Source organism: Streptomyces sp. NPDC029044, assembly GCF_040637495.1.
Lineage (GTDB): Bacteria > Actinomycetota > Actinomycetes > Streptomycetales > Streptomycetaceae > Streptomyces.
This window is the reverse complement of sequence record NZ_JBEZWN010000073.1, coordinates 1-11,781: the sequence shown is the minus strand read 5'-3', so window position 1 is coordinate 11,781 and position 11,781 is coordinate 1. Positions and strand designations below refer to the sequence as shown.

At 69.8% G+C, this 11,781-nt stretch carries 10 protein-coding genes and 2 pseudogenes; 4 read left to right on the top strand and 8 right to left on the bottom strand.

Going from position 1 to position 11,781, the window contains the following annotated elements:
• The first annotated feature begins 216 nt into the window (after positions 1–216).
• Complete coding sequence (locus AB0E85_RS34490; protein ID WP_361935810.1) at positions 217–1,167, top strand: helix-turn-helix domain-containing protein; 951 nt, start codon at positions 217–219, stop codon at positions 1,165–1,167.
• 2 nt (positions 1,168–1,169) lie between these two features.
• On the opposite strand, the gene AB0E85_RS34485 is transcribed toward AB0E85_RS34490, so the two are convergent.
• The 6 genes from AB0E85_RS34485 to eno all read right to left on the bottom strand — a co-directional run bounded on the left by AB0E85_RS34485 (position 1,170) and on the right by eno (position 7,359).
• Positions 1,170–2,036: a 3-hydroxybutyryl-CoA dehydrogenase gene (locus tag AB0E85_RS34485; RefSeq protein ID WP_361935807.1), complete on the bottom strand. Its 867-nt coding sequence runs from the start codon at positions 2,034–2,036 to the stop codon at positions 1,170–1,172.
• 221 nt (positions 2,037–2,257) lie between these two features.
• On the bottom strand, positions 2,258–3,163 hold the full coding sequence (locus AB0E85_RS34480) for a LysR substrate-binding domain-containing protein (RefSeq protein ID WP_361935804.1): 906 nt from the start codon (positions 3,161–3,163) through the stop codon (positions 2,258–2,260).
• 87 nt (positions 3,164–3,250) lie between these two features.
• Positions 3,251–4,360, bottom strand: coding sequence for an alcohol dehydrogenase catalytic domain-containing protein (locus AB0E85_RS34475; protein WP_361935801.1), 1,110 nt, complete (start codon positions 4,358–4,360; stop codon positions 3,251–3,253).
• Between the two features lie 40 nt (positions 4,361–4,400).
• Positions 4,401–4,952 (bottom strand): carboxymuconolactone decarboxylase family protein, encoded by a 552-nt coding sequence (locus tag AB0E85_RS34470; RefSeq protein WP_361935798.1) that lies wholly within the window; start codon positions 4,950–4,952, stop codon positions 4,401–4,403.
• Positions 4,953–4,984: 32 nt separating this feature from the next.
• Positions 4,985–5,989 (bottom strand): VOC family protein, encoded by a 1,005-nt coding sequence (locus AB0E85_RS34465; RefSeq protein ID WP_361935795.1) that lies wholly within the window; start codon positions 5,987–5,989, stop codon positions 4,985–4,987.
• Positions 5,990–6,048: 59 nt separating this feature from the next.
• Positions 6,049–7,359, bottom strand: coding sequence for a phosphopyruvate hydratase (gene eno / locus AB0E85_RS34460; protein WP_361935792.1), 1,311 nt, complete (start codon positions 7,357–7,359; stop codon positions 6,049–6,051).
• A gap of 376 nt (positions 7,360–7,735) precedes the next feature.
• Here eno and AB0E85_RS34455 point away from each other — a divergent pair, with 376 nt between their 5' ends.
• Positions 7,736–8,233 (top strand): NAD(P)H-dependent oxidoreductase, encoded by a 498-nt coding sequence (locus AB0E85_RS34455; RefSeq protein WP_361935789.1) that lies wholly within the window; start codon positions 7,736–7,738, stop codon positions 8,231–8,233.
• A gap of 266 nt (positions 8,234–8,499) precedes the next feature.
• Positions 8,500–9,498, top strand: a complete 999-nt coding sequence (locus tag AB0E85_RS34450) for a VOC family protein (RefSeq protein WP_361935786.1) — start codon at positions 8,500–8,502, stop codon at positions 9,496–9,498.
• Positions 9,499–9,663: 165 nt separating this feature from the next.
• Here AB0E85_RS34450 and AB0E85_RS34445 read toward each other — a convergent pair.
• Positions 9,664–10,484 (bottom strand): annotated as a pseudogene (locus tag AB0E85_RS34445) (DUF3626 domain-containing protein).
• A 206-nt stretch (positions 10,485–10,690) separates the two neighbouring features.
• Positions 10,691–11,066, bottom strand: a pseudogene (locus tag AB0E85_RS34440) (MerR family DNA-binding transcriptional regulator).
• A 73-nt stretch (positions 11,067–11,139) separates the two neighbouring features.
• Here AB0E85_RS34440 and AB0E85_RS34435 point away from each other — a divergent pair.
• Positions 11,140–11,781, top strand: a 642-nt coding sequence (locus AB0E85_RS34435; protein WP_361935783.1) for an SDR family oxidoreductase, incomplete at its 3' end; no start/stop codon positions are given.

Here is an 11,781-nt window from a genome sequence, read left to right as displayed (position 1 = left end):
GGACGGGACATCGGCCGAGGCGGCCCGTCGTCACTGCCCGCATGATGTGCAGGATGGCGCAGCACCCGCTTGTGTCAGGGAGCACCGGCAATTTGTGTGGCTGAGAACACGGCCCGCGAGCCGGTTGCGGAACGCCCGGCGAGACTTACCATCCTCGTCAGGAGTGCCGTCCGAGCCCGTTCCCGTGGGTTCCGGCACCGCCGGGAGGAGAGCCGCATGCCCCGGATCACGACGCCGAGCGAAGGCACGGCCACCGAGCGACTGGACTGCTGGCGGGACGCCGTGAGCCGGAACCTCGTGCCCCTGGAGGTCCGGCCGTGCGAGAGCGCCGACTTCAGGGCGTCCCTGCACGCCGTGCGGGTCGGCCAGGTACATATGTCGGTCATCACGGCCGAGCCGCACAGCATCGTGCGCACCCACCGCCACATCGCATCCGACGCACCCGACCTGTTCCAGCTGACGGTGCAGCTCACCGGGCAGGGCGTGCTGACCCAGCGGGACCGCCAGGCCGAAGTGGGACCGGGAGAACTGGTCGTCTATGACACGCGCCGTCCCTTCACCTACGACCTCCACCAGACCCACACCGGCCTCGTACTCATGTTCCCCCGGACGATGCTGCCCTTGGCGGAGCGTGACCTGCTGCGGGTGACGGCGACGCCGGTGCCCTGCCACGACGGGCTCGGGCAGGTGGTCCTGCCCCTCCTGCGCGGACTGGCGCGGCAGATGGAACACCTGGAGTCCCGGGGCACGCCCCGGCTCGCCGACAACGTGATCGACCTCGTCGGCACCTTGCTCGCGGAGCACGCGGACGGGGACCGGAGGGCCGAGGAGGCCGGCCCGGCCCTGCTCACCGAGCGGGTCCTCGGCTACATGGAGCAGCGGCTCGCCGACCCCGGGCTCAGCCCTGAGGGCATCGCGGCCGCCCACCGCATCTCCCGCCGCTACCTGTACAAGGTGCTGGCTGCGCAGGGGTACACGGTCGCGGGCTGGATCCGGGAACAGCGCCTCGCCCGGTGCCGGCGCGACCTCGCCGATCCGGCGCTGGACCACCTTCCGGTCGGTGCCGTCGGCGGGCGTTGGGGTTTCGCGGACCCGGCCCACTTCAGCCACGCCTTCAAGGCGGCCTACGGCATGAGTCCCCGGGAGGCCCGCGCGGCCCGTCGATGACGTCAGGCGGGCTGGTAGTCGAAGAAACCCCGTCCCGACTTGCGGCCCAGCAGACCCGATTCGACCATGCGGCGCAGCAGCGGGGGAGGGGCGTACAGCGGCTCCCGGTACTCCTCGTACAGCGCTTCGCCTATCGCCGCCACGGTGTCCAGTCCGATGAGGTCGGCGAGGCGCAGCGGCCCCATGGGATGCGCGCACCCGGCCGTCATGCCCGTGTCGATGTCCTCCGCCGTCGCCGTGCCGGATGCGACCATGCGCACCGCGGCCAACAGGTAGGGGATCAGCAGGGAGTTCACCACGAAGCCCGCGCGGTCCTGCGCGACGATCGTTCTCTTGCCCAGGACGTCGTCCGCGAAGGCCCGCACGCGCTGCTCGGTGCTGGCCGAGGTGTGCAGGGAGGGGACGATCTCCACCAAGGGCATGACGGGGACCGGGTTGAAGAAGTGCAGGCCGATCACCGTTTCCGGACGGCAGGCAGCGGCCGCGAGCCGGGCGATGGGGATCGAGGAGGTGTTGCTGGCGAGTACGGCCTCCGGGTCCGTGACGATGTCGCCCAGCTGCCGGAACAGTGCCGTCTTGGCCCGCTCGTCCTCGACGGCCGCCTCGATGACCAGGTCCGCCCCGCCCAGGCGGGAGAGGTCCCCGGTGACCGAGATCCCGGCCAGGGCGTGCGCGCGTTCCTCGGGCGTGACGGCGCCGCGCTTCTCCGCCTTCAGCAGGGAGTCGGCCACGCCGGCCAGTCCGGCCCGGGCCCTGTCCTCGGTCACGTCGCACAACGTGACCTGTATCCCGGCCCGGGCACACACCTCGGTGATGCCCCGGCCCATCTGGCCCGCGCCCACGACGCCCACGTGTTCGATCGCTGTCATGTGTTCCTCCGCCTGTCCCTCGGTCGGGCGGCGGCCGCCGGTCGCCGCCACGGTGTGTGCCGCCGTGTCGAGCGTAGGCCCGACACACCCCCTCTGACCTGCACGAACAGTGCGTCATCTGCGTACAAACATGCGTCGGCAGAGAGGGCTCGGACAGCCGGCCGTCGGGGCATGCCGAAGGGGCGTCCGGCCCGTGCCGGACGCCTGACGAAGCCGATGTTTCAGGCTGTGGCCGTCGCGGCGGCGGCCTCCCGCAGCCGGCGGATCACCCCGCGTACAGCGGGCGAGGTCTCCCCCTTGCGGTAGGCGCCGACCAGCCGGGTGGTCGGCGCCACGTCGGCCAGCGGCCGGTAGGCCACTCCGGGGATCTGGACGCGGCGCAGCGAATCGGGCACCAGGGCGACCGCGAGACCGCCGCCCACCATGGTCAGAGCCGCGATGTAGTCCCGCACCGGGGGAGCGCACCGGGGACTGAACCCGCCCTGCTCCGCCACCTCGAGGATCTGGTCGCGGCAGCCGTACTCCTCGTCGAAGTGGGGGGCCACGAAGCACTCGTCGCGCAGTTGTGCCGCCGGTACGGCGTCGTACGCCGCGAGTGGTGCCCCGGCCGGCAGGGCCAGAACGACCTGCTCCGTGAGCAGACAGGTCGCCGTGACCTCGGGTGGGTATTCCGGCCTGAAGCGCAGGAAGCCGACGTCGATGTCCCCGCCGGCCAGCGCCTCCAGTTGGGCGGGCGTCTCCAACTCCCGCACCTGTACCGTCAGTTCGGTACCAGGGGCCGCGCAGCGGGTGAGGACGTCGGTCAGCACCCCGGAGAACGCGGCGGAGGCGACGTACGCGATCTGCGCGTGCCCCAGCTCCCCACGGCCGGCGCGCCGGCCGACCGCCTCGGCCCGGGCGGCCTGGGCGAGGGTCAGCCGCGCCTCTTCGAGGAACAGCCGCCCCGCACCGGTCAGGGCCGGGCGGGTCCGCCGTCCGCGGTCGACGAGCCGCACACCCAGATGGGACTCCAGTGCCCTGATCTGGGCGCTGAGCGCCGACGGGGCGAGATGCAGACGGTCCGAGGCCCGGGCGAAGTGCAATTCCTCCGCGACGACGACGAACGACTCCAGCCAGCGCAGTTCCACCGGTACCTCCGTCGTGCTGGGATCACCCCGCGGCGGCGTCAGGGCAGAACAGGACCGCCGCGGGGCGGGTTCGGGGCGACTACGGGTTCAGGGGATCACGACGTAGTTGCTGAATCCACCGTCGAGATCCGTCACCCGTCCCGAGATGGCTTCGTTGACCTCGGACAGCGGGAAGGGCTTGGTGATCAGGTACGACAGGTCCAGGGCTCCGGTCGCCACCATGTCGGCGACCTCCTGGCCCTGCGCGGTGGTGAACCAGTTGGAGCCGATCAGCTGGACCTGCTCGTCCATGAGCCACTTCACGTCCACGGGCAGCCGGTCGGCCACCCCGCCGACGTTGACGACCCTGCCGCCCCGGCGGACGCCCTGCATGGAGTCGAGCATCGTCTCCACCGGAGCCTTGGCACCGAGCGCGCTGATCACGAAGTCCGCACCCTCGCCGCCGGTGCGGGACTTGGCCCACTCTCCGGTGGAGCCCTCGCCCAGCCGCATGACCTCGATCCGGTCCGGGGCCAACTCCTCAACCCGCTTGAGGAGTTCCTCGTTGCGGCCGGTGCCGAGCACCCTGGAGACGCCGGAGGCCAACGCGAGGAGGGTGGAGGCGACACCGAGGGTGCCCGTGATTCCGTCGATCAGCGCAACCTGGCCCGGGGCGGCCGCGGCGTTCTTCAGGGCGCCGTAGGAGGTGCCGATGTAGCCGAGCTTTCCGGCCTGCTCGAACGTCATGTTGTCCGGGATGTTGACGATCGCGTGCTGCGGCGCGGTCATGTACTCGGCGAAACCGCCGTAGGGGTAGAGGTCGAAGATGCGCTGGCCGTCGCGGGAGGTGCTGAAGTAGCCGTTCAGGGTGAAGTAGCGGCACCGGCTGAGTTCGCCGCCGCGGCACACCTGGCAGCTGCCGCAGGACCGCAGCGGGCTCACATAGACCCGGTCGCCGGGCTTGGTGTTGAGCACCGCCTCGCCGACGGCCTCGACCACACCCGCGGGGTCGAGACCGAAGATCGCGGGGAGCTGGGGCAGCGGCTGATGCGGGTACCAGGTGGGCCAGTTGTTGATCACATTGGCCATGTTCGGCACGATCCCGCATGCCTTGACCCGCACCAGCACGTCGGTCGGCCTGGGGGTGGGCACGTCGACCGTGTCCACCGACATCGGCGCACCGAGTTCGTGCAGTCTCGCGGCGAGCATTTTCGCCATGGAAATACTCCTGAATAAATGAGCCGTACGGTGCCGAAACCTAGGAATGGGCGAACGGGTCCGGATAATTGTCTTCGAGGTCGATGCCCAGCAGTCCCATGATGCGGACGCCGGAGTTGTACCAGGCGATGGACAACGACAGTTCGACCATCTGCCGGCCCGTCAGATGTGCGGCGGCGGCCTGCCAGGTCTCCTCCCGGACGTCGACCCGGAGGGTGGACTCCTTGGCGAGTCGCATGACCGCCTTCTCCGTCTCGTCGAACAGACCGGAGTCCTCGAACTCGGCCACCGCCGCGAGCTGTTCCCCGGTGAGCCCGGCCTTGAGGCCGTGCGACTGATGATGGGCGACCTCGTACGCCGACCGGGTCGCGTGACCCACGGTCAGGATCGCCAGTTCGCGCAGTCTGGGGCTGAGATCAGCGGCCCGCAGCGAGTTGGCGTAGGTCAGGAAGGCGTCCAGTTGGGTGGGCGCGTGGGTGAGGGCGAGGAAGATGTTCGCCGTCGGAACCTTACGTTCGGTCTCCAGCCGGTCGTACAGCGGCTTCAGCGACTCGTCCGCGTCCTCGCGGCGCAGATAGGGAACTCGTGCCATGGCGTCTCCTTGGGGGCGGTGCGGGCGGAAGGTCAGGGAAGGGGCTGCTCCAGCAGGAACCGCTCCAGGGACATCGGACTCGGCTTCTCGGCCGGCGGAATCAGCGGCGCGCCGACGAACGGCGACGCCTCGAAGTACCACTTCTCCAGGGCGGGGAGCCCCCAGCGCACATTGGTGCTCAGCGATGCCGCGTCCCAGCGCACCGGGTCGACCTCGGTGTCGATCGTCTGGTAATGGCTGTTGAAGACCTCGACCCGGTGGCCGTCGGGGTCACGGAGGTACGCGAACAGCATCCCGCCGGGACCGTGCCGCCCGGGGCCGCGCTCGACTCCTTCGCCGTAGCCGAGGATGCCCGCCCAGTCGCACGCGGTGAAGATGTCGCGGCTCTCCGAGACGGTGTAGGCGAAGTGGTGCAGGGCGGGCCCGGTGTTCTCGACGATCGCGAGGTCGAGGCAGGTGCCCTTGCGGTACATGAACGCGCTCAGCAGTTTGTCGCCGTGCTCCAGGTACTCCGAGTTGCGAAAGCCCAGCTCACTGTAGAAGGCGCACAGCTCATAGGCGTCGGGCGCGAAGGTCTGGTAGTGGTCCAGCCGCTGCGCGTGGGCGCCCTTGTAATGCTGGAAGTCGATGTGCAGCCGCGGCCGGGTCTCCATGTGCGCGCACAGTTCGAGCGGCGTGCCGATCGGGTCACTGACGTGCAGGGTGCGGCCCTGGTACGGGGCGTGCACCCACTCGGCGGGCAGCCCGCGGTCCCGGAACCAGGCGTACGCGAGATCGAGGTCCTCGTCGAAGAACACCCGAAAGCCGATCCTCTTGCACGCGCCCGCGCCCTCTTCGTCGAGCTCCAGGACGAGGCTGTGGTGACAGGCCTCGGCCAGGCCGCGCAGGTAGCAGGTGCGCTCGTCCTCGTCGCTGACGACGAGCCCCAGAGCGTTCACGTAGAAGTTCCGGCTCTCGGCCAGATCGGCGACGGTGAGGCGGACGTGGCTCGCGCGGGTGATATTGAAACTCGGGCGCAGATTGACGGGTGGCAGCATGGGGTCTCCGTGCTCCGATCGGCTCTGTATTTCGATGACTGTAATACTGCGAACTGCTTTTACGGCTCGGTCGTGGAAGACCCGGAATCGGAGAAGGTGAATGCGGACCATCCGCTGAATTCCGCGGATGCGCCGAGGGACTCCTCGATGCGCAGAACCTCGTTCCACTTGGCCATGCGCTCGGAGCGGGTGAACGAGCCCACCTTGAGCTGCCCCGCGTCCCATCCGACGCTGAGATGGGCGATGGTGACGTCCTCGGTCTCACCGGACCGGGCCGAGACGATGGTGCCGAAGCCGGCGTCCTTCCCGGCCCGCAGCGCCTGGAACGCCTCCGTGACCGTGCCGGCCTGGTTCGGCTTCACGAGGACGGCGTTGACGGCCCCGGTCGTGGCCGCGGCCTCCACTCGCTTGGCATGGGTGACCAGGTAGTCGTCGCCGATCACCTGGCAGCGGTGGCCGTGGCGCCGGGTGAACTCCACCATCCCGTCGGTGTCGTCCTCGCCCACCGGGTCCTCCACGGAGAGGATCGGATACTGCTCGATCCAGCCGCCCAGCATGTCGATCAGCGCCGCGGTGTCCAGCGTGCGGTCGTCCAGGGCCAGCGTGTACCGCCCGCCGCTGCCGAACTGCGAGGCCGCGACGTCCAGCGAGATGCCGACCTGCGTCGAGGGGGCGAAACCGGCCTTCTCGATCGCCCGGGTGAGCGTTTCGAGGGCCTCCTCGTTGGAGTCGAACGCGGGCCAGAAGCCGCCCTCGTCGGCCACACCCTGGGCCTTGCCCGCCCGGCGCATCAGGCTTCCGGCCGCCCGGTAGATCTCCGCGGTCCAGTCGAGGGCCTCGGAGAAGCTGCCCGCCGCGGGGCACATGACCATGAAGTCCTGTACGTCGACGCGACGGTCCGCATGGGCACCGCCGCCGAAGATCTGGATCTCCGGCAGCGGGATCCGGACGGGGCGTCCGCCCGCCAGGTGCTGCCACAGCGGTACGCCCTGCGACGCCGCGGCGGCGTGCAGGACCGCCATGGACGTGGCGACGATCGCGTTACCGCCGAGGCGGCTGCGGTCGGGAGTGCCGTCGAGGTCGACCAGGAGCCGGTCGACGGCTTCCTGATCGCTCGCGTCGCGGTCCAGAAGTGCGGGGGCGATCTCGTGGTTCACCGAACCGACCGCCCGCCGGACGTCCAGCCCGCCGAAGCGGCTGCCACCGTCCCGCAGGTCGAGTGCCTCGCCCTGGCCCGTCGACGCGCCCGCAGGTGCGATGGCCCGGCCGATCGCGCCGTCCGCCAGACGCGCTTCGACCTCCACGGTGGGGCGCCCGCGGGAATCCCACACCCGGCGGCCATAGAGCTCGGCGATCCGCGCGTCTGTCATGGCGGTGCAACCTTTCGGAGTTCGGACGATCGGGGCGCCGGGCGGCATGTGCCGGTCATCCAGAAAGAGGAGGGGCGCCCCCGCAGCCGGAGACATGTTCATCCGTTGCGGCTCACTGCGTGCTATCGATAGCGCAATCGTGCGAACCGTTGACGGTTCTGTCAAGGGGTGGTGTGTGCCGCAATACGGACTCGGCTTGCTGATCTGCGTCACTCTTGGCTCTTCTGGTGGTTAGTGCTATCGTTCGCACAACCCGTGGTGAGACTGGGGCGCCGCGGAAAGAGACTCCGGCGAGCCCGCGCTGTCCTGGACGGACGGACAGCACAGGCGGCGCGGGTTCGCCGGCCCTGCGCGGCCCACAGGAAAGCGAGTCCTCATGTCCCCCGAGCCCTCTGCGGCCCCCATGACCCTCACCACCGTCGTGGCCAGCACGCGTCCAGGCCGCGTGGGCAGGTCCGTCGCCGACTGGTTCACGGCCAGGGCCGCGCAGTGCGAGCAGTTCGAGTCGCACGTGGTCGACCTGCGCGAACTCGCCCTCCCGTTCTTCGACGAGCCGCATCCGCCCGCTCTCCAGCGGTACACGCACAGCCACACCCGCACGTGGAGTCGCATCGTCGACGCCTCGGACGCGTTCGTGTTCGTCACCCCGGAGTACAACGGAGGCTTCCCGGCCCCGCTGAAGAACGCGTGGGACTACCTCGTCGTGGAGTGGCAGCACAAGCCGGCCGCGTTCGTCAGCTACGGAGGCGTCTCGGCGGGCACCCGCGCCGTGCAGATGGCCAAACAGGTGGTGGCCAACCTGAGGATGCTGCCGATCGGCCCGACGGTGAGCATCCCGTTCGTCAGTGAGCGCGTCGAGGACGGAGCCTTCTAGGCCGGCAAGATCCATGAGGCCGCCGCGGAGCACATGCTGAACGAACTCGTGCGCACGGCAACGGTGATGCGTCGGCTGCGCAGGGAAACGTACTGAGTGCCTGATCACATTTCGGTGGGTGGTCTCGGCTCCAGCGGGCGGTGGATCGCGTTGTGTCCGCCACCTGCTGTTCGGGGGGACGTGACGAACGGGAGCCGGACACATTCCCGAAGAGCCCCGGCACCGGTTCGTTGACCGCATAGTTGCGCCGACCTACGGTGGCGGCCATGCGACATGACATCGCACGTCTGCACCATGTCGGGCACGTCGTCGGCAACCTGGGGGAGGCGCTCACGTTGTACCGGCGCCTGGGATTTGCCGTGCCGCCACCGAGCTACCCCACGATGGCTCCGGCCGAGGGGGCCGAGCCCGAGCCGTTCGGCGCGGCGAACACCCACGCCGACTTCCGGCGCAGTTTCATCGAGCTCGCGACCTGTGTGCGGGACGGTGACGCCACACGCATCCCGGAGGACGCACACCTGGTCCCGCTCCAGGCACCGGCGAGCCAACTGCCGCTGCTCCTGGAGCGGATCGGCGAGACCAGCGCCAAACTGGCGGTCATGCTCAGCCGTTTCGAGGGTCTACACATCCTGATGTTCTCTTCACCCGACATCGATGCCACGGCGACGAGACTCGCCTCCGCCGGTGTCGGCCACGGCGGGGTGAACGCCGTGCGGCGCCCGGTGGAGACGAGCAGAGGAATCCACACGGAACTCGTCCGCTATCTGGAGATCGACAGCGACGGGCCGTGGACGGGGACGGGGAACGGCGCAACCACGGAAGGCCGCGTTGGAGCCGTCGCGGACCTGGACGGGGACATCCAGGGCAGCCGGCTTCTGGACCACCCCAACGGTGCCGTCGATCTGATCGAGGTCGTGCTCTGCGTCGCCGAAGCCGAACTCGCCCTCGTCCAGGCCCGCTATGAGAACTACCTCGGCCGGCCGGCGCGGGCGAACGGCCCGGTCCGGTCCTTCGACCTCGACGGCGCCACACTGACCCTCGTGCCGGACACCCACCTCAAGGCACTTCTCCCGGACGAGTGCCCTGCCGCGCTGCCCGCGTTCGTCGCCTACGCCGTCGCCGTGCGCGACCTCGCCGTCGTCCGGGACCTACTCAAGGAGGAAGGGATTCCTGTACGGGAGTCGCCCTCCGGTGATCTCTTCGTCCCGGCGGCGGCCGCCCTCGGCACCGCGATCGCCTTCCGCCAGGCCCTGGTGCCGGCGTGACGACGATGAGCTTGCTGTCGGCCGGGATCAGGCGGCGGCCGGCATCGCGGCCGGGGTGATCGGTACTCGCCTGGACCCCGGCGTCCACCGCGCCCCGCACGACGGACAGTCCGCTGTGGACAGGGTATCCCGCAGCGCCGTCACTCTCGCCCGCACCCGGCGGGCCTACCCGTCGAGTACAGCCCCCTCCGTCGGTGCCGGACTCACCGAAGCGTCAACGGCCTTCCCAGGCGCCCCGAAGCGCGCGAGACAGTGCCACACCTTCTTGATCGCCTGCGGGTCATGGTGGCCGGTACGCGCTGCATCCCCGACGATGCGCGGATCGAGTACGCCGTGGACGGCGATCTCTGCGCCCAGGTCGACGTACTCCTGACCGCGGTAGCCGGGATGACGGAGGAGTTCTTCGACCTCGAGCCGGAAGCCGGGGTGCCACTCCACAGGGCAGCCCAGGCGCATGCCGCAACCTCGACGGCAGTACCTCGATAGCAGGGGTCCAGGACCAGCGCCCCCGCGTCGCAGCTCAGTCGCACAGGCCCGTGAACCTGCGCCTCGATGTAGTCGTCGAGGTCGTCCTGACGATCGGCGAGGGCAAGCTCGATGAGCCCCAGGCGGGCCGCGACGCCGAAATCCGAGGGTTCAAGGAAACTGTCCGGGTAGCAGAACGTGGTCCGCGCCGGCGTCTCGGCTGTCAGCCGGAAGTGGGCAGAGCCGAACCGCGGTGCCCCGCCCACGGGCTTGCGGCGGAAGTTCAACGCCCCATAGACGGGCCGCTCATGAGCGGGCGCCTCGTCGTAGGCCCCGTCGAAGATCCGGCTCTCCCAGCGCCACCGGTCGCCGCCGGGATATGCGGTCAGTCCGCCGTTGCTGGTCCCCGTGACGAACTGTGAGCGGTAGACACCGTCCTCGGCCATGGCACGCAGGATCGGCTTGCCGTGCAGCAGGCGGTCTGGATGGAAGTTCAGGGTGACCCGCAGCGTCGGGTCCATCGGAGGGCCCGACGCCAGTGCCGCGACATGGCGAAGGGCCCGTTCCTGTGACGTCCGGGAGGCTGCGGAGCTCATCCGCACAGTGTTCCTCAAGCTGATCTACCGCTGCACGCGGATTGTCCACCGCCAGTCCGACCCTGCGGGATCGTGACGACCTCTTAGTACTCCAGCCGTGGATCGCTGGTGCGACGTCCGGTGGGCCGCGGCTACGGGTGCGTGCCCGTGATGGCGATGACCTCGTCGAGGCGGTCCAGGGCGGCCTGCAAGTCGTCGACCTTGGCCTGGATGCGCCCGCTCGGCGCGCAGCATGGCTCGTTGCTCGGCGTCGGTGTGCCCGGCGTCCCAGCACGGAAGGAGTTCCGTGATCCTTCGGCTGGTCAGGCCGGCGGCGTACATCTGCTGGAAGAAGCGGACCAGGGTGACGGCGTCCTGCCGGCAGAGGCGCTGGCCGGATGGGCTGCGCTCGGGGATGAGCAGCCCCTGCTGCTCGTAGTAGCGCACGGCGCGTACCGAGACGCCGGCACCCCGCGCCACCTCGCCGATGCGGATCAGCGGCTCGTCCGCGGCCTCCGTGACGGTCATGGCGATTCCGCCCCCCGGCCCTGATGATCAGCACTTGCCTCTGACGTCGGCGTCAGGTTCTAGCGTACGGGGCATGGGCATCACCAACTCAGTCGCCCTTGTCACCGGAGCCAACCGCGGCCTGGGCCGCGCCTTCGCCCAGCGCCTGCTCGAACGGGGCGCCCGCACGGTCTACGCGACGGCTCGCCGGCCCGAGACCGTGGACCTGCCCGGGGTCGACGTGCTGCCCCTCGACATCGCCGATCCCGCATCCGTGAAGGCCGCAGCCGAGGCCGCCCCGGACGTCTCGCTGCTCATCAACAACGCGGGGATCAGTACGGGGACCGACCTGGTGACCGGCTCGCTGGACGCGGTACGCCACGAGCTGGAGACCAGCATGTTCGGCCACTTGGAAATGATCCGGGAGTTCGCGCCGGCGCTCGCCAGGAACGACGGGGGCGCGATCGTCAACGTCCTCTCCGCCATGTCGTGGTTCGGGGGCAAGGGCGCCAACGCCTACCACCTGACCAAGGCCGCCGCGTGGGCCATGACCAACGGCGTCCGCCTGGAACTCGCCGAGCAGGGCACACTCGTCACAGCGGTGCACCTCGGCCTGGCCGACACCGACATGGCCGCGGGCTGGCCGGTGGACAAGATCGCTCCGTCGGACCTGGCCGACGCGGCCCTCGACGGTGTCGAGGCGGGCTCCGCCGAGGTCCTCGCCGACCAGCGGCAG